Genomic DNA, 23,280 nt, shown 5'->3' with positions numbered 1-23,280 from the left:
TTTTTTCAGTTTCTCACACCGGCAGATGGATTGTTTCTACCATATAGCGAATGGATAACCCCTTCGAGCTATATTCATGTTTTTCAACTATAAAAATAAGTGCATTATTTTTATCATTAATGAGAATCTTTTTAAGTGCATAGGTTTTTGTTCCGGGGCGAACATAGCCGGGTCTTCCTGTTTTCTTTGAAATTTTACTTCCGTTCGGAAGCACAATATCGACGGTTATATAAAAAGAGGCCTCTTGCTTTGTTGTCTTATCAACATGTATCATAACCGTATATTCATTTTCAGTTTGAAAGTCCCTAAAATAAAGCGTTTGGGTCCCTGTTTTATCCTCTGCTTGAGAATACAGAACTCTTCCCAACCGAGATTCAGAAATATTATTTTTTATTAAAGTTGCCTGAGCTCTGTTTTGTAACGCAAGAAAAACACTTTTGCTGTCTTTATCGCGTGTTTCTTTTGTCGGCGAGGTTTTAAAAATTCCGTTTTTTATAAAAGAATTGGATTCAACATCGACAATGCATATATCCGAATATGCCTGATATGTTTGATCGGTTAAGCCATATTGCCCAAAAGCATATTTTGAACCATCCGCTGAAAAGCCCAAGTTGACAAAGGTTGCAACATCTCCTGCAAAAAGATTTACCGAATACAAAAGCAAGCAGATAAAAATATTTGTTTTTCGCATAAAGACTCCTTACTTACCAATATCGGAATTCGGGAAAAGATCTTTACAAATCTTTTGTTTTTTTTTATATTATGCCAATGACGCTTGCTGCAAGAAATAAAACACTTATCACCGGTATAATTTTTTCTTTTCTTTTTCTTATTGGAATCGGAATTGTAGTTTTTTTTATTTTTGCAGATAATCTTTTAGCAAACAAGCCGCTCCCCGAACCTTTTTTTCAGTGGGTACACCGACTCCCTTTTTATAAACCTTCAAATATGAGCATTTTAATAAGTATTGTTTTTTTTGCTTTTTTTGTGCCTTCCTTGCTTGCATATACTTATCTCTTGTTTGAGAAAACACATGCAATTGAAATATCATTTTTTGCACTTTTTATATTTACGCTTAGCTTTGAAGGCTTGCGTTTATTATTTCCGTTTTACCCCTTACGAATAAGCAGATTTATTTCTATCGCGGGAATTGCTCGGATTGTTATTTTTTTCAGATTTTTAGCAATTCTATCTTTACTGACCAGCAGTTTATTTGCAAATAGAATTATGACAAGAGAGACAACGGCTATCGGCTTTTTAATATGCTGTGTTGCCTTCTCAATCGCACACGCACTGCCGGTAAATACCTATGGGAACACCTCGGTTTTTTTCTTCTCTTATGGCTATGAGTGGTCAACTACGATTGTTTTTGCAATTTTATGCTTACTCAGCGTTATTTCATATTATTTAATCGGAAAAATAAAGGATATTAAAGAGTACAAGCTTGCAGCCCTTGCCCTACTTGTTTTGCTTTCAGGTTATGCACTGCTTTTAACCGGAGTCTCATGGTTCGCTATTATTTTTGGTATTGTATTATTTGCATCAAGCAGTATCTTTTTTATAAAAAAAATACATGAATTTTATCTTTGGCAATGAGAATCAAGACGATGTCTGCAATCTTTTTCATGAACATTTGCCAAAATAAAAATATAGTATGAAAACAATCATTGTTATCTAAAGGAGTAAAAATGAGAAAAACTGCCATTACAAGAGAAAAGGCCTATGAGCTTTTAAAAAAATATAATAAGGAAGCTTTCCATATCCAACATGCACTAACGGTAGAAGCCGTTATGCAATATTTTGCAAAAAACTTAGGCTATGCCGATGAGAAAGAGTATTGGGGCATAACCGGACTCTTACATGATGTGGATTATGAACTTTGGCCTGATCAACATTGTAAAAAAGCCCCCGAGCTTTTGAAAGAAGCGGGAGTAGGGGATGATATGATTTATTCAATCGTATCGCATGGTTACGGGCTTTGTTCAGATGTTGAACCCGTCCATGAAATGGAAAAAATCCTTTTTGCCGTGGATGAACTGACCGGCTTAATTTGGTCGGCATCTTTGATGCGTCCGTCAAAAAGCTGCACTGACATGGAGTTAAAAAGCCTAAAGAAAAAATTTAAAGATAAAAAATTCGCCGCCGGTTGCGACAGAACAGTTATTGAAAAAGGCGCAGAACAACTAGGGTATAGCTTAGATGAACTCCTCGATAAAACCTTGGCAGCAATGAAAAGCTGCGAATCGGATATAAAAAAAGCAATGGAAGCTTTTGAATAAAAACCGACCGTAATGAATAATGGTGGGGTGTCTTTTATCCATGCATAAGTCCTGCCATAGAAAAAAAGGCGCATAATACAACCAGGGTTTTGCAAAAAGCTTTAAACTGCAACACTAAGTTTACATTCTTTCATACTTAGACTTCTGAACTTACTCCTTGTGCAGCATTCTGTAATTAACTTCCTCGTATACAAATCGGAGTATCAAGAATACGGGCTTGTGGATTCAGTAATCCTGTGGTAAATTACTCACTGGCGAAACGAAGGTAGAAATTCCAAGGTTTCGCCCTTGTGTCGGACTCTTTTTTATAAAATTTTTTACGATTTGTATAAATGCATTAAGATGCAATAATCGAGTTATCAAAAAAACGTTCTACTTGTTTTATCAGACTGTATTTGTTATAGTGTTTTTATGATAAAAGCATGTATTTTTGATTTAGACGGCACGTTGATTGATAGCTTAGATTCCATTCATTATTTTGTAAATACCGAAACGGCAAAACACGGGATTTCGCCGGTTCCAAGGGAAACTTTTCGCTATTTTGTCGGCGATGGGGCAAAAATTTTGATTCAGCGTGTGCTTGCATATCATAATATTAATGATAAAGAATTAGAGCAAAAAATTATTCGAGATTATAATGCCGCATACGATTCTAATTATATGTACTTATGTACGGTGTATGAAGGAATCCACGAGCTTATTGCCGAATTAAAAAAGAAGAATATACGGCTTTCGGTGCTTTCCAATAAACCACATCCTACAACAGAAAAAATAGTTACCGCATTTTTTGGGGAAGGTACTTTTTCCCCGTTATTCGGACAAAGAGAAGGAGTTCCGATAAAACCGAATCCTCAAGCAATATATGAAATACTGGATATTTTACAAGTGAAAAATGAAGAATGCCTGTATATCGGGGATACTTCAATAGACATTAATACGGGAAATGCCGCAGGCTTACCTACAATAGGCGTTCTTTGGGGCTTCCGAGATCGAGAGAATCTTGAAAAGGCGGGAGCAAAAACAATTATTCAAAAACCTATGGATTTATTACGTTATTTATAAGCGAGTAAAAAATATTGCGACATTGTTTGTGCGTGCCTCAAAACGTAAACATCGTACTGTAGAAAAATAAATGGGAAGAATACGGTACGATAACAAATTAAAAATTCAAAAGAACGTAAAGTGTCAGCAAGCTAAATTCAGCGATATAATGTAATACTCTCATTCGTGGTATGAGCCTCTCAAGATAGAGTAAAAATACTATGAAAAAGAGATTTAGAAAAAGGATTAACAGTTTAAATTAGTACAGCGTGTTTTAATAACTCGATCCGTTTTTAATACCCCTTACAAAAACCATAAAAAGTTTGATAAAAACTCCCTGTTATAAAAAAGAGCCCGACACGGCACAACGGCGAACCTTGGAATTCCTGGCTTTGGTTCGCCTACGAGTTTTAAAGCTTCAATTTTACAGTTTTGTGTTGATGCTTTAAAACATCGTTTGGAATTTTGCAACGGCGAGCAGTTTACCATAGTAAGGCTGAATCTGCAAACTACCATCGCTAATGCTCCGATTACTAACAGTAACTTAATTGTAAAACGCTATACTAAGCAACGGTAAGCGAAAGCTCTGCGTTAGTCGACATTGGTTTCTTGGAAAATTCAAATCGCAGCGCTTGTATTCAGATTAAACGAAAAAAAAACGGCTCCTTGTTTAAGAGCCGGTTTTGCAGGTTTTAGAGTGCGCTGTCGCAGTAGAGCAGCGAGAGGTTTTGCAGGCGGTCTTTATGCGTTTTGAGCCTGCCTACAAAATCCTTGTAGTCTTTTTTCTGCGGTTCAAGCCAAAGCACTTCGGCAAGGGCGCAAAGGCGGGGGAAGAGCATGTATTCCGCAATTTTTGACGCATAAATAACCTCAGTCCAAAGGTTTCCCTGTCCGCCCAGCACCGCCGAGTGATATTCTTTTGGAAGGGATTCGGGCACCGGATAAAAACTGTACACGCGTTCAAGCGGGAGAATGCCGATGTTCCCGGGCTCTTCGCAGGAGTCGGTGTTGCGGTAGTCAAGGTAACAATGCTCGGTTGGCGACATGATAACTTTAAAGCCTTCCTGTCCCGCTTTAATGCCGCCACTCATGCCGCGCCATGATTGGATTACAAGGTTTTTCGGCAATGCCTGTGAGCCCGCTTCAAGTACTTCATCCCAACCGATGGGGATTTTGCCGCGGGCTTCAACCATTTTTGCCGCTTTGCCGGTTATCCACCCTTGCAAGCCGTTTTCGTCTCCGAGGTTTTCATTTTTAATGCGTGCTTGACACTTAGGACAGGTTTTCCATGCTTCGCGCGGGCATTCATCGCCGCCGATATGGATATAATCGCCGGGGAAAAGCTCGACAACCGCATCAAAAATGTCTTCAAGCACTTCAAAGAGTTTGTCGTTTCCGCCGCACATCACTTCATTAAAAACACCGAATTCGGAGCGCACGTGATACGGTCCGCCGCTGCAGCCAAGCTCGGGGAGGGCGGTTAAAAAGGCAGATGCATGCCCCGGTATTTCTATTTCGGGAACTACAATGATGTTGCGCTCTTTTGCGTATTCCACCACGTCGCGGATTTCTTCTTCGGTGTAAAAACCGCCGGTTTTATTGTCGGGCGGATAGCGAACGTCGCGGCGCCAGCCTCCCTTTTCGGTAAGATCGGGATACTTTTTAACCGGAAAGCGCCAGCCTTGGTCATCGGTAAAATGCCAGTGAAATCTGTTCAATTTGTGAAGAGCCGCCGCATCAATAATTTTTTTTACAAAAGCGGCGGAATAAAAGTGGCGGGAGGTGTCAAGCATAATGCCGCGCCATTCATACTGAGGATAGTCTTCAATATAAAAGTGGGGAAGGGGAACACCTTGCGGATTCTTACCGTTCCGCTCCGCTTTAACAAACTCCGTGATAAAAATCTGCCGTAAACTTTGCACCGCATAAAAAGCTCCCGCCTCAGATTCGGCTTTTACAAGAATTCCGTTTTCCGATTCTATTGCATACGATTCAGGCTTTGATGCACAGCCGTAGTCGGAGGACTTCAATAAATACAGAACATCGACGCAAGGCTCTGCCTCCTGAGTTATTTCAGTACATTGCACCTTTACGCCTACAAGCTCTGCAAGATAGCTTTGTAAAAAACGTGCTGCAGAAAGAAATTCCTTTGCATACATAATACGAACGCCTGTATATGGAAGAAAAAATATTCTGTCCTTTTGCGTATAAACTTGCGGCCGGGGAACCAGCTCTAATAATATCTTATTCATAGATTAAGTATAACACGGGTTGTTTCTTTTTGGTAGATTTTTAATTTATTTTTTCATTGAGTTTACATACTCACAAAAAATTTTAATCGCTTACTCTTGCCTGTCCTTTTTATCGGTGTTGCATGTATACGATTGTTCGTTTGTTCTGCGTTTTTTTTGAGAAACATAGTTTTTTTGATGTTGTAAAAAAAGATATATTTTTTCAAACATAAAAATAAATACCAGCACTCCTACGCAGTATTCGGCAAATAAAAATATCGGAATAAATCGTGAATTTTTCAAAAAGAAAAAACGCAAAAGCTCCACCACGTATAAAAGCATTACCGATGCAATAGTTATTTTTCCGCCGATGGTTGACTGTACTTGCATCGGATGGTCTATAAGAGTATAGATGCACATTCCAAGTGTTTGCAGAGAGAGACGAGCAAGGATAAGAATAAAAAACCATGTGGGTAAAATATTATTTTGATAGTAGATTACCGAAACAAGTCCGATTAAAGCATAATCGCTCATAGAATCAAGCATTTTCCCAATCTTTGTTTCTTGCTTGTACCAGCGAGCTATTTTTCCGTCTACAAAGTCGGTTACAAAAATAAGAATTAAAGAGACTGTTAAAATAATATCCATATACGGCAGGCTATTATATCGCAGTAAAAATGCAATAACAGGCAAGAAACTTATTCTTATCAGTGTAATTTTATTTGCCAAATTTAATTCATGCATTGGCTCTTGTGTTGAAATATTATAAAACTCCTTGCGATACGTAAGCAAAAAAAAGAAAATAAGGGTATTCCATAAAAACAGTGTAATTAAAAATGCTAAAAAAGAATTTATGTGAATTGCATAGACTTCATATAGAATAAAAAGAAAAGTTGTTTCTATTACGGTATATATAAAAAGTATTTTTGCAGTTTTCCGTTCCATAACAGATTATTATACAGAGGATTAAGCGGTTTATCAAGGCAGTTTAATAAAAAGAATAAGCGTAAGCTTACATGTTAGACAAGTAAAATATTTACCGATCTTGTGTAAAAACACTTGAAATAAATATATTCATGCTTTAGACTATTTTTATGCAATTGTTATAAACTCATCAATAAAAATCTCAGGACAAGAGCTAAGAAGATGTTTATTCTTTCCTTTGCAGTAAAAATAATCTTTTTTTACGTCTTCCGTGGAATCATTAGAGTAATAAGGTTTGTGTTAAACTGCAGAATAAGTCTAAACTTATTGCATAGTGCTGCGGTGGAGCTGCGTTCAGTGAATATTTTTGCCGTGGATATGTTCCACTCGTTTTAGAATTGCAAGTGCCCATTTGCGAATGCTGTTTTGGTTTATTGCGGCATGCTTGTCTATCGTGGTGTTCGAGGTTTCTTTGAATGTCACATCCAAATGTCAACGCATACTTTCTATCGCCCAAACCCCGCGTCCCGCTTTTACAAATAGGAAAAATTAAAAATATAAAACAAAATGAGTTAGGAAACGGATATATTGTAATGGAAGAGTAAATTATGTAGGGAGGGCTTCAAGCGGTCATCTCTCTGTCGTATGCACGATTCTATATAAGGCAATTAAATTAATCTTGATACTTGCCTATCGTAGTGCTTGCACTGTTCCGTTCGCCTTTTTTTATAGTACAAGGTTTTGTAATTAAGTTACCATTCGAGGATGTATCGACAGTAAAGCTTACCGACTGTAGCATCACTATGGTAAGTTTGCCCACCCCTACTCAATTCCGAACGATGTTTTAAAGCATCAACACAAAACTGTAAAATTGAAGCTTTAAAACTCGTTGGCGAAGCGGCGGCAAATTATTAACGCTTTGCCCTATGGTAAGTTTGCTCACCGTTATCAATTCCAAACGATGTTTTGCCTGATAGTTTATTGTAAACAGGCAAAACTCGTAGGCGAAGTTACAGTAAATTTTCAAAACTTCGCCCTTGCGCCGTGTCGGGCTCCTTTTTGTAACAGGAAGTTTTTAAAACTCGTAGGTTTCATTTTGACACGGAAGTCAAAATGAAACCGTTGTGTCGGGCTCTTTTTTATAAAACTTTTTTATGGTTTTTTTAAGATATATTAAAAAACGCTGTACCAGGATAGTAAGGATATTATTTTGATGATGCGGCGGCATAATTATACCGCAGCTCAATTTCATAGGGATAATAAATTTGCAAGCCCGGTTTCCATTTGTCATATATTTTATTGTCCGAAATAGTATCAAAGGGATCATAGTATACCGGATAATTTTTGTTTTCAGCGATGGAGTATTGCGGCTGCACAGTGGTGTCACAGGTAAAACTTACCGGTTTTTGTGTATCATAGCGGAAATCACAAAAGAAACTATAATCGTACACGGCAAAATATAATTTTTCCGCCGGATAAGCGGATAAGTCAACATAGAAGCGATAAAACAGGATGCCGTCTTTTTGCCAAACACTGAATTGGCTTACCGATTTCGGGCTGCTGCGTGTTGCCCCTTGCCTGATAAAAATAAAATAATAATAGTTTGAGGTATAAATAAAAGCATTATTATAGACATCGTCTGTTTCTGTTTTGTTAAAAACGCCGTCTTTATTTGTATCGTAGCCTTGAATAATATCTGCACTGAAAAATCTGTCAAACTTCCATGTTACATAGGCACCTGTTAATTTACCCGCATCCCAAACAAAATTAACTTGAGAAGTAATAAACATATGCGGATGGGCAAAGCCGATCGCTGGGATCAAAATCAATAAAAATAACAGGAATTTGGTTTTTTTCATGCAAGCTCCAAAATAATTTGTTTAATTGGTAAGGGGAGAGTACCTAAAACAAAGGCTTTTTGCAAGAGGCTCAACAACATCCCCCAGGTGTACGCATGAAGAATAAAAATCATATATGTATGGACGCTGCGGTTTGAAAATTTTCTCTTAGCTGACTTTTTTTGCTTGTCGAAGTTGAATACTTACAAACCGCGGCGGAATTAGTACAATGTTTTGTAGTTACGTTGCGGTTCTGGTTATTGTTTTCACGTGTACGCTCTGCGGCATATTCAGTTTTTATGGACATTTTTTGTTTTTTGCAGTACGATAAACGACATGGGAAAGTTGCAATTATATTTTAGCTATTTTAAGAACCGTATTTTTAAAAAGAAAGAAAAGAAGCAAATAGATTTAGAGGATATTGTCCACGAGGTTTGGCATACGGATTTTAGTAATCCACAGGAAGCGCGGTTTGAATCTGAGGAGCATGAGGGCTATACTGCGACAGTTAGCCAAGAAGGGGTTTTGCTGCGGCTTGAACGAAAAAACGTGTATGCATGGACAGTGAATAAGTTTTTTCGTTATAAGGACTTTGTGCTTACCGCAGAAGTTGATTTTTCAGCAGTGCAGCCTGATTCCGATTCGCAGGCAATCGAAGTAAACACAAGCTCTGCCGGATCTTGCGCGGCGGGTTTCTTATTTCGGTACATCAGTGAAGCCGCTTTTTATTCACTGCTTATTTCTAACCACGGATGGATGCGCATTGATGCGGTGGTAAACAGTACTCCCTTACCCTTAGTAGGGTGGACAAAAATACCGGACGTTCCCGGTTCACTCTATACCGTAAAAATTATTGTAAATGATCTTAACATAACCGTTTTGATTAACGATAGTTGGATTGCATCATGCGAAGATGACACGGTGCAAGCGGCAGGAAAAATCTGCTTTGCCGGGCAAAACTGGGGGCAACACGCAAAGGCGGAATTTGCACTGCGAAAAATCGGTATTGATTCAAAACCTCTTTCGGTTGAAGCGGCACATACAGCTGCAAATGCGCCTGAGTCAATCCCCGCAGAGGCTCGGCTTAATTTAGCACAATCTTTTTATGCGATGGGAAAAAACCTTCCCGCAATTTTTCAATTCAAAGAAATACAAAAACAAAGAGCTCTTAATAACGAGGAAAACCTGACGCTTGGGAGAATTTACTTTGCGCAGCGGTTATTTCCGGAAGCAATTCAACATTTTGAAGAAGTTTTAGCAACTGAGCCCGATAACGAACAAGCTCTTGCGGAATTGGGCGGACTGTATTATCACACCAGTCAGTTTAAAGCGCTTGCAAAATTTTTTGATCGCGTCAACGAAAAAATGATTCAAAACTCATCGTTTCTTTCAAATTTAAAGGGGCATCTTTTGCATGCGCAAGAAAAATACCGTGAAGCGGCGGATGCGTATCATCATGCGCATACGCTTAACCCTGAACAAGGACTTTTTGTTTTGCATGAGGCAAATGAGCTATTGGCACTTGGAGAAAAAGAGCAGGCAATCTCACGCTATGTTGAGGCAGGAAATATTTTTTTACGGAATCAAGCCTATGATGACCTTGATGATATTTTACTGAAGCTGAACAACATTGCTCCTGAAGATGAACGAACGCTTACTCTTGCCGGTAAATTTTATTACGCGATTGACAATAAAGAATTGGCGCTGGTTAAATTTGAAGACCTCTGTAAGGCAAAAACCAAGGACGCAACGGTTTGGTATTTGTATGCAACCTTACTTTCTCCAACGGAAAAAGATGCCACCCTCAAGGCTTTTCAGAAAGCCGCATCATTGGATCCCGATTGCGGACTATATCAGTTCAGATTGGCGGAGGCTCTTTTTTTGCAAGGAAAGCCGTGCGAAAAACAGCTTGAAAAAGCACTTGAACTTGAACCGGAAAACGGCTGGATTCGAAATCTTTTAGCGCAAAAAGCGCTTACAGAAGGTGATATAAAAAAGGCGGCTGCCGAAATACTCTATGCGCGCGAACTCTTACCTTCGCAGCCCATTGTGCTTGCAAATTATGTGGAGGTAAAACGCCTTTCCGGTGAACTTGATTCCTGTATGCCATTATTCGATTTTGAATCCGGAACTGCGGATCCCGCAGCAACCGTAGATAGGGGAGGGGCATTCCATATTTTAGCAAATGCCTTATATGCCGACGGGCGATATGAGGATGCCGATCTTTGGTATCGGCAGGCACTGAAAGCGCTCCCCGACAATTCAGAGCTTTTAACCGACAAAGCTGAGAACGATTTAAAATTACACCTCCTCAATGAAGCTGATGATAATTTAATTAAAGCGCTTGACATAGCTCCTTCGCCGCGTATTTATCGGTTGGTAGCCCTTACCGCAGCGGAAAAGGGAGATTATGCGCGTGCCGAACTCACCCTGCGCCGGTCAATGCAAGACTATCCCGATAACACTGACTTTCTCGCAGACTTGATTAACCTTTACATGGAAATGAATAGACCGCAGCAGGCAAAAGAACAATTGAAACTTTTAAAACAAAAAGAAAAATCAGAGCGCGTTGAGCAACTGCGACTTTTATTAAAAGAGAAATTTAATTTAACATTGAGATAAAGAATTGAGAAAATATTTTGTATATCGTAAAAAGAGATGGAAAATATACGCGTATCAACATGTGTATTAGGTATAGGCTATCTGTAAAAAACCGCTTAGCGTTTAGAGAGCTGCATTAAGCCTATGGCAAGTTTACTCACCGTTGCGCCGTGTCGGACTCTTTTTTATAAAATTTTTGATGATTTGTATCGGTATGAAATATCACTGTGTCAAGGATTGATGAAACCTCCGGGAGGGTCGTTTGTTTTACTGAAAGCATGAAAAAATAATATCGAAATCAATTTTTGTTGGTAACGCAGGAAATAATTCGCAATGAATATGGAGGTACATAATGCAGGTTGCAATTAATGATATTAAAGTGAAAAAACGTGTACGCAAGGAAGTTGATAATATAGAAAAATTAGCCGAGAGTATGAAGCAATATGGACTGCTGAATCCTATTATTCTTACCGGAGATTTTGTTTTGATAGCCGGTGAGCGTAGATTGCGCGCTGCAAAGTTGCTTGGTTGGCAAACTATTGAAGCAACGATTTTCGATATTGAAAATAAAATTCATGCATTAGAAATAGAAATTGAAGAAAATGTACAGCGGCAGGATTTTAACGATGAAGATTTATCGGACGCTTTTGCTCAATTGGAAAAATTGAAAAATCCGAATGTTTTTGTTCGAATATGGGAAACAATACGCAGTTTTTTTAAAAATTTATTCAACAAGGAAAAATAAAGTCTTAAAATCAAGGAATTTACGTTACTATCGAAGATTTTGTTTGATTATTATAATTATAAAAAAACATGCATAAAACGGGCTATACATATTTTTTTATTCATTTTTTATTGACATTTTTACATATTTATGCAATATATAAGCGGGTGCCAATGTGAAACAACGACTTGCACGTTTAAAGACAATTAGAAAATTAATAAAATCTTATCCTATTGAATCTCAAGAAATGCTTCTCGGCTACCTTGACCGTGAAGGTTTTTCAGTTACTCAAGCAACTTTATCTCGTGATTTAAAAATGCTTAAGGTCAGTAAAATTTCCGACGGAAAAGACGGTTATGTATATATGCTTCCAAGCGAAGATGAAAAAACCGAATCCGAGGAAACCGGTGCACAGGACTTTTTGCGCGGCTATGTTTCAATTGATTATTCCGGTAATATGGTTGTGATAAAAACATATCCGGGATACACCGATGTTGTTTCCATCGCTTTAGAAAATATGAATATGGAATCAATTCTCGGTATTATTGCCGGAAGGATAAATTCCATATTTGTGTGTTTGAAAGACGGCATTTACGGAGATGCTTTTATGGCAGAGTTAAAGCAGAAAATTCCTGAGATTGATGAATAAGTTTATATTCATATCCTAAATAAAAAGAAATATACAAACAATAGAATAATTTTTTGGAGGTTTTAAGATGAAGAATGTTATTTCAACGAAAAATGCGCCTGCGGCAATCGGCCCGTATTCGCAAGGGATTTCCGCAAACGGGTTTATTTTTGTTTCAGGACAACTGCCGATTGACCCCGCAACAGGGGAGTTCGCAAAAGGCGGGATTGCAGAGCAAACCCGTCAGTCCTTAACCAATGTAAAAGCTGTTCTTGAACAGGCGGGAAGCAGCCTTTCTAAGGTGGTAAAAACAACAGTTTTTTTAAGTGATATCAATAACTTTGCGGAAATGAATAAGGTTTATGCTGAAATTTTCGGTACGGAAAATTTCCCCGCGCGTTCCGCAGTTCAGGTCGCCCGAATTCCTAAGGATGCCTTAGTAGAAATTGAAGTAATTGCGCTTGCCTAATAAACTTCGTTTTATATTCATCTATGTTTTCATCAGCCTTTTTTTTCCGGCTATTATAAGCTGTAAAAAAAAGGCTGATGAAATTCCTGCTCAAATCCCCGAACCTCCGCCGCAAATAGTTGAGATTCCGATGGATTTTTGGTATGCCTTTTCCTTTAACAAAGAAGGCGTTCCCTGTGTAAAAATTATTAATACTGTTTACAGCTTAGAAGATCAACCTTTTTTTCCATGGACAGAATCCTTACGCGTTTCAGGTATCGGGTTAATGTATCCTTCTGCGAAAATACTTATCAATCATGCAGGCATCATTGACAGCCGTGAATTGCTTGCCGGCGAATCTTTTCAAATGCCGATACAAAACTATTTTTTACATCATACTGTTTCTGGATTTTATACGAGCGAGCAGGATGCTTTTATCAGAATCTATAAAAACACGGTATTTTCTCCGCTTTTACAAAATGATGTAGGAGAATCTCCTTTTCTGTGCAAAGTGAGCGAGAGCGCGGAGTTAACGCCCGCTTTTTTTCCTTCTTCTATCGGACTTTCTAAAAACGCTCAATGTGTAAGTTTACAAAAAAAGAAAGATTCTTGGTATGCCTCGTTTAAAACGGAAACAAAAACACAGGTGCAATTTACCTATCTTGTTTTTAAAAGCTTCAATGGCTTGGCAAACGGTAAATTCTCAACAGTTTCCGCAGAAGCGTTTCGTTCGGCGTTAATGCCGATCCGTCATTCCGCTATTGCTGCCGATGAGGAAGAGTCTCGCATTTTGCATCTTATCAATAAAGCAAGCGAGCAAAATCTGCGGGTAATGGCCTTTACGCCGAGCTGGCCTTCCGAACGTGTGTACGAAAAAAAAGAGCGGGGTAGTGATGGGGAAGACTTTTCGGAACGGGAAGCAGTTGCTTCCGTTTTTGCACAACCTTTTCACGGCATCATTGCAGGACTTTTGGTGAATAACGGAAGCTTTTATTTTTTGTCTGAAGGAACGGAAGAAGTCAAAAAAATAGAACTGCCACCCTTACCTGAAAACTTTGTATACACCTATTTTACCTGCTGCAATGATAAAATAATCACAGCATGGGAAGAACAAAATTTCTATGCAGTAGGCAGAAGCGGCATTGCGGTATTAGATATACAAAAGCATTGCTTCGGTAATGAGTGAAAGGTATGCACGGGAAAACTCTTTTCTAACAAAAGTTCAGAAAATTGAGAAAGGGGAAAAGGGGAGGGGGGAATGAAAAAACTTTTCTTATCGATACAATCAATTGCGGACTATTTGCATCAGAATCTTTTACATTCAAACAATAAATCGTTTATACAAAGAGCCCGACACGGCGCAAGGGCGAACTCTCTTGGAATCGCTACCTTTGGTTCGCCTACGAGTTTTACCTGTTTACGCTAGAGTATCAGGTAAAACATCGTTTGAAATTTAGTAAGGGCGAACTCTCTTGGAATCGCTACCTTTGGTTCGCCTACGAGTTTTACCTGTTTACGCTAGAGTATCAGGTAAAACATCGTTTGAAATTTAGTAAGGGCGAGCAGTTTACCACAGGAATGCTCGAATCCGTGAGCGTATTATTGATCCGCTGCAGGGTAGCGTTACGTTGATTGGAGGGTGCAGGCTACAAGCGGATCAACATTATCTATAAACTGTTTAGTTATGGTTGGGGTTTTATTCGGTGTAAAAAAATGTTCGATAAGAAAATAAGTTATCTTTTTGTATAATTTTTTTCAATCCAGTTACGGTATTCTCCTGAACGAACATTGTTAATCCATTCTTTATTATTTAAATACCAGTTAACAGTATCGGTCAGCCCCGATTCAAAATCAAAATTTCGATGCCAGCCGAGTTCTTGTTTTATTTTTGTGCAATCTATTGCGTATCGGCGATCATGCCCGAGCCTGTCGGTTACATGCGTTATGGTTGATTTTACTTTTTCAATATCAAGTCCCGCTTTTGAACAGACAATTTCAATAAGTTTATGCAAAAGCTTAATATTTTCCCATTCATTCTCGCCGCCGATATTATACGTTTCGCCTAATCTGCCGTTTTCAAGAATTAGAAAAACCGCTTCGTTATGATCTTTTACGTGAATCCAATCGCGGATTTGCTTACCGTCGCCGTATACCGGAAGATCTTTCCCTTCAAGCATGTTTAAAATCATAAGCGGAATTAATTTTTCGGGAAACTGGAAGGGGCCGTAATTGTTTGAACAATTTGAGATGGTAACCGGTAAGCCGTATGTATGGAAATAAGCTTTTACGATATGATCGCTGGAAGCTTTGCTTGCCGAATAGGGCGATCGCGGATCATAGGGGGTCGTTTCTTTAAAAAGTCCTTCCGCTCCGAGTGAACCGTAAACTTCATCCGTACTGATATGATGAAAAAGCACATCCTCTCGCATAGAACCGTCTTTGGTTTGCCAGTATTTTTTTGCGATTTCAAGTAGTGTAAACGTGCCGAGTACATTTGTTTTTAGAAACACTTCAGGACCTAAAATTGAACGGTCGACATGACTTTCTGCAGCAAAGTTAACGACGGTGTCGATATTATACTCGTTAAATATTGTATCAACAATTTCTTTATCACAAATATTTCCGTGCACAAAAGAATATCGTTTGGTTCCAAAAGTTTTTTCAACATCGTCAAGATTCAAGGCATTCCCTGCATAGGTGAGTGCATCAAGATTGATAATACGACCAGTAAAATTTTTTTTATCATTTAAGAGTGAGTGAATAAAGTTAGAGCCGATAAAACCTGCTCCGCCAGTAACAAGAATATTTTTCAAACTTCGCATCAGCGTAACTCCTTTAAATAATTTTTTAAACTTTCCTTCCAATCGGGAACCATAATCTGTAATGCTGTTTTTATCTTTGTTTTATCCAACAAAGAGTATGAAGGACGTTTTGCTTTTTGAGGAAACTCGGAACTTGTGCACGGTATTATATCACAGTCATTATGAATTACATTGAGGTGTTTTCCCTGTGTATAAATTTCGCAGGCAAAATCATACCATGAGATATTCCCTTCATTTGAATAATGATAAACTCCCGTAGGTATTTGTTTTTGTATTATTGAGACAATAACTTGAGCTAAATCAACCCTCATCTTCGGGATGGTAAAAGTCCGTACATTTATAAGCAAAAATCGCTTCATCGCTTAAAACTAAAAAACCATGCGCAAATCCCGGCGAAATAAAAAATTGATTTTGTTTTTCTGCAGAAAGAATTACTCCGAACCATTTTCCAAAACTGGAAGAATTTTTTCTAATATCCACCGCAACGTCAAAAACTTCTCCGCTTAAAACCCGCACTAATTTCCCTTGCGGATGTTCGTTTTGGAAATAAAGACCACGCAACACTCCTTTCGAAGATTTGGATTGATTATCCTGCACAAAATCATACGTAATTCCCGCAGCCGCAAAGTCTTTTTTTGACCAGCTTTCAAAAAAGTAGCCGCGATTATCACTAAAGATTTTTGGTTGAATTTCATAAAGTCCGTCAATCGGACAACTGTTTATTGTAAAAGGCATTAATAATTCTCCGCAATGTATGTAAGATATGCACCGTATTCATTGTTATATCCTGAGGCTAAATGCAAAAGCTGCTCGCGGGAAATCCATTTTTGCGCATAGGCTATTTCTTCAATACAAGAAACATACATTCCCTGCCGTTTTTGAATTGTTGCAATAAAGTTTGATGCCTCAAGCAATCCATCATACGTTCCGGTATCAAGCCAAGCCATGCCTCGCCCTAATTTTTCAACTTTTAGTTTACCTAATTCCAAATAGGCATTATTTACCGAAGTAATTTCAATTTCACCGCGTGCGGACGGCTTCACATTTTTTGCAATTTCCACAACATTATTATCATAAAAGTATAGCCCCGGTACCGCATAATTCGACTTTGGTGCTTTCGGTTTTTCTTCAATACTTATGGCTTGCCTGTTTGCATTAAACTCGACAACACCATAGGCAGTGGGATCTTTAACATAATAACCGAAGATAACCGCTCCTTTTTCATTATTGATAGCTGAAACCGCATTTGCTAAGGTACCGCTAAACCCTCTTCCATAAAAAATATTATCGCCCAAAACCAGCGCACACGAATCACCGGAAATAAATTTCTCACCAACAATAAAAGCATCTGCAAGTCCGCGAGGGCTTTCCTGTATCGCATAGTCAAATTGTATCTCGAGCCAATCGCCTGAACCGAAAAACTCTTTAAAAAGAACAATATCGCGAGGAAGTTGATATAATTAAAACTTCGCGAATCCCTGTCAACATCAAAACCGGTAACGGATAATAAATCACCGGCATATCATACATCGGCAAAATCTGCTTAGACATCGCTTTTGTAAGCGGAAATAAACGAGTGCCTGGTTGTCCCGCCGGCTAAGATTATTGATTTCATGGAACTCCTTATTCGGTGTAAAATACGTGATCATCTACTTTATCAAGGAATTCGTATTTTATTGTATTATAAAGTCCTTGCTGCAGAGAAACAGGCGGTTTAAAGTTTGTTGCCGGTATGTTTATAGAATCAAATAACGTATTTGCACAAAATTTTTTAACTCGAATTGAACTGATTGGTAATTTTTTTCTGGTGATTTTTGCGATTAAATCAAAGCAAAGTCCTCCAAAAAAACCGAGCCAATATGGCCAATGAAAAATTTTCTTGTTCTTTTTGCCAAGAATTGTATAAACCTCAAGAGTCAAGGTATTCATATCAAAATCAGGTTTATCAATATAATTAAACAAATGTTCCCCTGCTTCGTTATGTAAACAGAATTCAATAAATGCGGTAATATTTTCAACATAGGCCATTGATTTTTTATTTTTACCGTTTCCGATAAACGGAAAAAACCCTGAGCTAATTTGCCTTAGTAAATTATACACATTTCCTCTGTTTTGTTCCCCAAAGACAACTGTCGGACGAATAATTGTAAGTGAATTATGCGCATCCGTTGCCAGCCAAGCTCGGTATTTTTCCTCAGCAAGCCATTTTGTTCTTCCATAATCGTTAAAATAATTTATTTCGCCGGTCTCATTAGTGTTCAGCGGCGCAAAACCGTATACCGCAACAGAACTGGTAAAAATAATTTTTTTTATGCCGAGTTCAGAACATACCAAACAAACATTTTCAGCCCCGGTAACATTAACATCATCATATAATGATTTTGGAGTAACATCATCCCGATGCTCTGCAGCTAAATTAATTACATAGTCAAAGGTATTATCCAACTCTTTTCGCAAAGAAGTTGTATCTCGAACATCGGCATACACCCACTGTTCCGGATATGCTTTGCTTTCTTGTTTATCAAGAATTTTGACTGTATTTCCCGAAGCTAACAGCCTCTTTGTCAAACGGGTTCCAATAAAACCTGAACCGCCTATTATTGCTATTTTCATTCTGTATTTGTCCTTTTTAAATAATTTTTCATATGCAATTAATGTTATTAAACATTAATTATCACTGAAAAATATTGTTTATAAATTTATATAGATATTTTATTTATTGCGGCTAAAAATTTTTGAACCAAAACAGAATACACATTATTTTTTAATATGTATTCACGTCCTTTTTTTCCCATTGCTTGGCGTTCCCAGTCGGTCAATTTTGCAAGTTTCATAATCCCGTCAGCAATTGCTTGAGGGTTTTCCGGTTCTACACTGATACCGCAGCTTGCTTCGTTAACAGGATTATTGCCGGCATTAACCGAGTGTACTATCGGTTTGCCGCTCATCATGTAATCCATCAGTTTATTGGCACTTATGCCAAATCTGTAAATAGGCAGATTACGCCACCCTATATACAAAATATCAAAATACCTTAAAATATTAGGAATTAAAGTTTTTGGTACCGAATCAAAAAAATACACATTTTTAAGATTTAGTTTTTCCTTCATATTAATAAGTTTTTCTTTTTCTGGCCCCATACCAAGTAATACAAAAGTAATATTAGCATTTTGTATAATCTTTGCCGCATCAAGCAAATACTCAAGCGCATTAGCTGTACCATGAGCTCCTGTGTATCCTACAATCATCTGACCTTGCTTTTGTTTTTTTTCAATAAAATTACATAGGTTTTTATCCGGTAGTTCTCTTATATCGATATCTGTCCAATCATCTTCTGCAATACCGTTCGGTATAATTGTTAATTTTTTTAAATCAAGACCACGCGATTGCATATATTCATGTACACAAGGCAAAACAGAAACAACAGCATCCGCTTTTTTATATGCAGTATCTTCCGCATGTTGCATCAGCATAATAAAAGGATTATATTTTGAATATCCCCCAAGTTCAATTGGTGTTAATGGCCATAAATCCCGTACCTCATAGATTAATTTTGCTTTAGAATAATAAGCTATTTTGATTGCGGAGAAAATATCAAAATTATAGGTAGATGAAGAAATGACAATATCAGGCGCATATTTTTTAGTTATAAACCTCGCATTTAATCTTAATTTAGAAACAAAAGCAAAAATGTTTTTAACCCGTCCAAGAATGCCGGAATAACTCGGTGTCTGAACAAAAATATATGATACATCATCTATTTTTTTTTCTTCAAAATCTTTATGTATATTGGGATTTTCTTTCCGTAAATGCGTATAAGATGCTGCTACTATATGAACTGTATGCCCGAGTTTTTGCCATTCACGAGCGAGATAATAGTGGCGAAAAACCATTCCCATAGATGGAGAGCCGGCATAATGGTTAATAAGTAAAATATTCATTACAGTTTAAACACCTTTTCATTTTCAATATGAACGGTTTTGACCGCATTACGCAAGTCAACTACAAGATGAGCCATTTCAACAATATGCTCTATTTCGAAACAGCTGTGGTTTGTTGTAAAGACTACACAATCGGCTTTTTTTAATAGCTCATCGGTTAATTCTACACCGATCCATTTTTTTCCGTTATCGTCTACGCACTCTTTTATATAGGGATCGTGGTAAATAACATTTGCTCTTTTTTTTGCGCATTCTTCCATCACCAAAAGAGCGGGGCTTTCACGCGGATCGTCAATATCGGGTTTATAGGCAACTCCTAAAAATAAAATTGTGGCACCGTTCATCGGTTTTTGCTTGCGATTCAGCGCATACATTATTTTATTCATCATCTTATGCGGCATTTGGTTGTTGATGTTCCCCGCCGTATTGATCATGGTTAAGTCAAAATTAAAACCTTTTGCAATGTGTTCAAGATAAAACGGATCAAGCGGAATGCAATGCCCGCCGATTCCCGGGCCGGGATAAAAGGCTTGGAAGCCATAGGGCTTGGAACTAGCCGCCTCAATCACTTCCCAAATGTTGATATCCATTTTTCCCGCAAGAAGAGCAAGCTCATTGATTAACGAAATATTGATAAGACGATAGGTGTTTTCCAAAATTTTCACCATTTCGGCAACGCGCGGACTGGATACTGGATACAAATGCTGTATCGCTTTGCCGTATAAGGCAAGCGCAATTTTTTGTGCTTCTTCTCCCAACGCTCCGACAACTTTAGGAGTATTGTCCGTTTTATAATCTTTGTTTCCCGGATCCACACGCTCGGGGCTGAAGCAAAGCCAAAAATCTTTTCCTTCTTTTAAGCCCGATTCTTTTTCAATAATCGGTTTGATAAAATCTTCCGTTGTTGTCGGATACGTCGTGCTTTCCAAAGAAATAAAAGTGCCGGCTTTCATGTTTTTTCCGATATCAATACAGGATTGTTCGATAAATTTCATATCGGGCTTTTTAAAATGATCCAACGGCGTCGGCACACAAATAATCACCGCATCGCATTCTTTGATACGGGAAAAATCCGTTGTAGCGGACAGTTTTTTTGTCTCTTTGACAACCTTAAGCAAATCTTCATCTTTGATATCACCGATATAATTTTTTCCGTTATTCACGGATTCCGTTTTTGCATGGCTTTTTTCAAAACCTAAGATTTGCACATCTTTTTTGGCAAAAGAAACGGCAAGAGGCAACCCTACATAACCTAAACCGATGATGCCGATCAATTCATTATTTGAATTAATTTTGTTCATAATATTTTCAAAATTCGACATAATTTTCTCCTTCCTATGATTTATTGAGATGATTCTAATACATTTATAATGTGTTTTGCTGTATTTCCGTCTCCGTAAAGATTTGGATATATATTCGGAACAGATATATTTTTTATTGTGTCTACAATTTTTTTTCTATCACTGCCGACAAGAATATTCCAGCCGGAGTCTACCAATTCAACCCACTCCGTTTTTTCCCGCAAGGTAATACAGGGTTTTCGGAAAAAGAAGGCTTCTTTTTGCACACCGCCCGAATCGGTTACAACCGCTTCGCAATTTTTTTCATATTGCAGCATTTCCAAATATCCGACAGGTTCTGTCAATGTTACATGACTGCCGAATTTGAGGTTGTGCTCGGATAATATTTTTTTTGTCCGCGGATGAACGGGAAAAATAAATTTCTTTTCGGGAAGTGCATTGATAGCCGCAACGATGTTCTCCAACTTTTCGGGATCATCGGTATTTTCAGCTCTGTGAATCGTAAGCAAAATAAAATCTTCCGGAGTTTGCACGGAAGATAATTTTTCTCGGTAATAAAGAGAGGCATCATACATAATATCGCCTGTTTTGCAAACGCGTTTGTTGTCGGCAGAGGCTTTCCCCGCAGCGTCGACGATTCCTTCATGCCGTAAATTTTCAATTGCCGTATCGGTCGGGCAAAAAAGCCAAGTGGAAAGATGATCGGTAAGTCTGCGGTTTTGTTCTTCCGGCATTGCCATCATAAAGGAACGCAAACCAGCTTCCACATGAGCAACAGGTGTATGAAGTTTACTCGCTGCCAAAGCGCCTGCCAGAGTGGAATTCGTATCCCCGTATACAAGGAGGATGTCCGGTTTTAATTCAAGAAGCAGCTCTTCTATTTTTTCAAGCATGAGCCCGGTCATTTTTCCGTGTGTGCCGGAGCCAACTTGCAAATTATAATCGGGCAACGGAATATCCATTTCGGTGAAAAAAACATCACTCATGTTTTTGTCGTAGTGTTGCCCCGTGTGAACGAGCGTTTCTTTGATGCCACATTGCGGATTATTTTTAATGTAACGGCTTAAAACCGCCGCTTTGATAAATTGGGGACGCGCCCCGATAACAGTGAGTAATTTCATTTTAAAAGTTCCTTATATACCGCTAGAAGTTTCTGTTCTTCTATGCCCCAATTATAGATATTTTCAACCGCTTTTCTTCCGTTTTCGCCCATCATTTTTGCTTCTTGTGGATTGGAAAGTATGAAATTGATAGCCTTGGCTATCTCTTCTGGATTTAACGGATCAACACAAATTCCGCAGTTATTTTTCTCTATAATTTCTCTCCACAAACTAAAATTTGAAGCGATCACGGGAAGCCCCGCACTCAAATATTCAAATAACTTGTTTGGTTGCGCATTGATATGGTTTGGATATGGTAAAAATGTTACCAGCCCGGCTTTTGATTTTGCTAAAATTTGAGCAACTCCAACTCTATCTAAAAATCCCAGCTCATCAACTTTTTCAAATCCTTTTAGTTTTCTTACTTCATCGCCAAAAGTTTGAGGCGAAAATTGACCTGCCAAATATAGCTTAACGTTGCAAAACTCCATAGCCTTTACTATCTCTTTAACGCCTCTAATCTCTGTCATACCGCCAACATAACAAACAGCATTTTCCTTATCTTGGAGCTGTTCATCGGACATTAATTCGTCTAGGATTGGGTAGTTATTGATATTGATAGAATTTTGATTGATTTTAAGAAAATTATTATTTATATATGGTGTAGCTGTTATAATAGCATCTAAATTTTTACATATAGAGTTTTCATAGCTTTTATACGCTTTTGATACGGCTTTTCTAAAAAGCTGCGGTATGTATGACTTGCCAAGAATTTGTTCGGCAACATCTTCATGCGAGTCAAATATCACTTTGGCTCCCGTTTTTTGCAAACTTTTGGCGATGGTTAAGAGTTCCGGATCGTGAAAATGGTAAATATCTGCATTAAGCTCCAAAGCTTTTTTTAGGACTTGTTTTGTTGTCTTTGTCATGCGAGACAGGCGGTCTCCCGTTTTAGCTCCAGCATCTATAATCTTTACACCGTTTTTTATCTCATCACCTTTGCCGTCTGCTACTACTAAATTTACACTGTAGTTTTCATTTCTTGCCAAAGAGCTGCACATTTTTATAAAAATTCTAGTATCATATCTTTGGTGGGCAGATGTAAGGTGGGCTATTATTTTTTTCAAAGTTGTTTCCTTCTTGTCATTCCGGCTATTGTAAATTTCATCTGAACATTGGGGTAATTAAAAATCCTATTATTTCTAGTATAACGTTTTCTAATTAACTTCCTGTTATACAAATCGGAGTATCAACAATAAAGGGGCCTGTGGATTTAAGCATTCCTATGGTAAATTGCTCGCCGTTGCGCCGTGTCGAACTCTTTTTTATAAAATTTTTTACGATTTGTATAAAATGCATTAAGAAAAATAATCGAGTTATCAAAAAAACGTTATATTAGCAT

Annotated in this window: 20 protein-coding genes and 2 pseudogenes; 9 read left to right on the top strand and 13 right to left on the bottom strand. The window is 38.0% G+C overall.

Annotated features, from left to right (window positions below; all coding sequences use genetic code 11):
* Window positions 1-13 precede the first annotated feature (13 nt).
* Window positions 14-691 (bottom strand): DUF2259 domain-containing protein, encoded by a 678-nt coding sequence (locus tag FUT79_RS09610; RefSeq protein ID WP_002700050.1) that lies wholly within the window; start codon window positions 689-691, stop codon window positions 14-16.
* Between the two features lie 71 nt (window positions 692-762).
* On the opposite strand from FUT79_RS09610, the gene FUT79_RS09605 reads away from it, so the two are divergent.
* The 3 genes from FUT79_RS09605 to FUT79_RS09595 all read left to right on the top strand — a co-directional run bounded on the left by FUT79_RS09605 (window position 763) and on the right by FUT79_RS09595 (window position 3,341).
* Window positions 763-1,596, top strand: a complete 834-nt coding sequence (locus FUT79_RS09605; protein WP_052812429.1) for a hypothetical protein — start codon at window positions 763-765, stop codon at window positions 1,594-1,596.
* 92 nt (window positions 1,597-1,688) lie between these two features.
* Entirely contained in the window at window positions 1,689-2,279 is a 591-nt protein-coding gene (locus FUT79_RS09600) for a hypothetical protein (protein WP_002700047.1), read from the top strand.
* A 411-nt stretch (window positions 2,280-2,690) separates the two neighbouring features.
* Window positions 2,691-3,341, top strand: a complete 651-nt coding sequence (locus FUT79_RS09595; RefSeq protein WP_002700044.1) for an HAD family hydrolase — start codon at window positions 2,691-2,693, stop codon at window positions 3,339-3,341.
* A 671-nt stretch (window positions 3,342-4,012) separates the two neighbouring features.
* Here FUT79_RS09595 and FUT79_RS09585 read toward each other — a convergent pair.
* From FUT79_RS09585 to FUT79_RS09575, 3 genes are all read right to left on the bottom strand, one after another.
* Window positions 4,013-5,572, bottom strand: a complete 1,560-nt coding sequence (locus FUT79_RS09585) for a beta-N-acetylhexosaminidase (RefSeq protein WP_081718732.1) — start codon at window positions 5,570-5,572, stop codon at window positions 4,013-4,015.
* A 90-nt stretch (window positions 5,573-5,662) separates the two neighbouring features.
* Complete coding sequence (locus tag FUT79_RS09580; protein ID WP_044634186.1) at window positions 5,663-6,496, bottom strand: CDP-alcohol phosphatidyltransferase family protein; 834 nt, start codon at window positions 6,494-6,496, stop codon at window positions 5,663-5,665.
* A 1,184-nt stretch (window positions 6,497-7,680) separates the two neighbouring features.
* On the bottom strand, window positions 7,681-8,334 hold the full coding sequence (locus tag FUT79_RS09575) for a DUF1007 family protein (protein ID WP_024752511.1): 654 nt from the start codon (window positions 8,332-8,334) through the stop codon (window positions 7,681-7,683).
* 315 nt (window positions 8,335-8,649) lie between these two features.
* Here FUT79_RS09575 and FUT79_RS09570 point away from each other — a divergent pair, with 315 nt between their 5' ends.
* The 6 genes from FUT79_RS09570 (at window position 8,650) to FUT79_RS15140 (ending at window position 14,140) form a co-directional block, all read left to right on the top strand.
* Window positions 8,650-10,935 (top strand): tetratricopeptide repeat protein, encoded by a 2,286-nt coding sequence (locus tag FUT79_RS09570; RefSeq protein ID WP_044634188.1) that lies wholly within the window; start codon window positions 8,650-8,652, stop codon window positions 10,933-10,935.
* 331 nt (window positions 10,936-11,266) lie between these two features.
* Window positions 11,267-11,659 (top strand): ParB N-terminal domain-containing protein, encoded by a 393-nt coding sequence (locus FUT79_RS09565; RefSeq protein WP_024752513.1) that lies wholly within the window; start codon window positions 11,267-11,269, stop codon window positions 11,657-11,659.
* Window positions 11,660-11,813: 154 nt separating this feature from the next.
* Window positions 11,814-12,287, top strand: coding sequence for an arginine repressor (locus tag FUT79_RS09560; RefSeq protein WP_044634189.1), 474 nt, complete (start codon window positions 11,814-11,816; stop codon window positions 12,285-12,287).
* Window positions 12,288-12,354: 67 nt separating this feature from the next.
* A complete protein-coding gene (locus FUT79_RS09555) occupies window positions 12,355-12,735 on the top strand; it encodes a RidA family protein (protein WP_002695584.1) in 381 nt (126 codons plus the stop codon).
* Window positions 12,728-13,900, top strand: coding sequence for a DUF8086 family protein (locus FUT79_RS09550; RefSeq protein WP_148889597.1), 1,173 nt, complete (start codon window positions 12,728-12,730; stop codon window positions 13,898-13,900). Before FUT79_RS09555 ends, FUT79_RS09550 begins: the two co-directional genes overlap by 8 nt.
* A 72-nt stretch (window positions 13,901-13,972) precedes the next feature.
* The gene (locus FUT79_RS15140) at window positions 13,973-14,140 is read left to right on the top strand and encodes a hypothetical protein (protein ID WP_174897151.1); all 168 of its coding nucleotides are present in this window, start codon (window positions 13,973-13,975) and stop codon (window positions 14,138-14,140) included.
* A gap of 307 nt (window positions 14,141-14,447) precedes the next feature.
* Here the strand turns inward: FUT79_RS15140 and rfbB are convergent, their stop codons facing one another.
* The 9 genes and pseudogenes from rfbB to FUT79_RS09500 form a co-directional block, all read right to left on the bottom strand.
* A complete protein-coding gene (gene rfbB / locus FUT79_RS09540) occupies window positions 14,448-15,536 on the bottom strand; it encodes a dTDP-glucose 4,6-dehydratase (RefSeq protein ID WP_024752515.1) in 1,089 nt (362 codons plus the stop codon).
* A complete protein-coding gene (locus tag FUT79_RS09535; RefSeq protein WP_024752516.1) occupies window positions 15,536-15,847 on the bottom strand; it encodes a sugar nucleotide-binding protein in 312 nt (103 codons plus the stop codon). Before FUT79_RS09535 ends, rfbB begins: the two co-directional genes overlap by 1 nt.
* Window positions 15,840-16,271, bottom strand: a pseudogene (rfbC, locus tag FUT79_RS09530) (dTDP-4-dehydrorhamnose 3,5-epimerase); the annotation flags it as partial. The pseudogene rfbC and the gene FUT79_RS09535, both read right to left, overlap by 8 nt.
* Window positions 16,271-17,151, bottom strand: a pseudogene (rfbA, locus tag FUT79_RS09525) (glucose-1-phosphate thymidylyltransferase RfbA). The pseudogenes rfbC and rfbA, both read right to left, overlap by 1 nt.
* An 8-nt stretch (window positions 17,152-17,159) precedes the next feature.
* Window positions 17,160-18,149 (bottom strand): NAD-dependent epimerase/dehydratase family protein, encoded by a 990-nt coding sequence (locus FUT79_RS09520; RefSeq protein WP_148879807.1) that lies wholly within the window; start codon window positions 18,147-18,149, stop codon window positions 17,160-17,162.
* 86 nt (window positions 18,150-18,235) lie between these two features.
* Window positions 18,236-19,477, bottom strand: a complete 1,242-nt coding sequence (locus tag FUT79_RS09515) for a glycosyltransferase family 4 protein (protein ID WP_148889595.1) — start codon at window positions 19,475-19,477, stop codon at window positions 18,236-18,238.
* Entirely contained in the window at window positions 19,477-20,799 is a 1,323-nt protein-coding gene (locus tag FUT79_RS09510; protein ID WP_044634193.1) for a nucleotide sugar dehydrogenase, read from the bottom strand. The genes FUT79_RS09515 and FUT79_RS09510 overlap by 1 nt, the downstream gene beginning before the upstream one ends.
* A gap of 20 nt (window positions 20,800-20,819) precedes the next feature.
* Window positions 20,820-21,899 carry a non-hydrolyzing UDP-N-acetylglucosamine 2-epimerase gene (gene wecB, locus FUT79_RS09505; RefSeq protein ID WP_024752521.1) on the bottom strand — a complete coding sequence of 360 codons (1,080 nt, stop codon included), beginning with the start codon at window positions 21,897-21,899 and terminating at the stop codon, window positions 20,820-20,822.
* On the bottom strand, window positions 21,896-23,005 hold the full coding sequence (locus FUT79_RS09500) for a glycosyltransferase family 4 protein (RefSeq protein WP_215905162.1): 1,110 nt from the start codon (window positions 23,003-23,005) through the stop codon (window positions 21,896-21,898). Before FUT79_RS09500 ends, wecB begins: the two co-directional genes overlap by 4 nt.
* Between the last annotated feature and the right edge of the window lie 275 nt (window positions 23,006-23,280).

The sequence above is a fragment of the Treponema phagedenis genome (assembly GCF_008153345.1).
Lineage (GTDB): Bacteria > Spirochaetota > Spirochaetia > Treponematales > Treponemataceae > Treponema > Treponema phagedenis.
The sequence above is the reverse complement of the archived record's forward strand: the minus strand, read 5'-3'. Positions and strand labels throughout refer to the sequence as shown.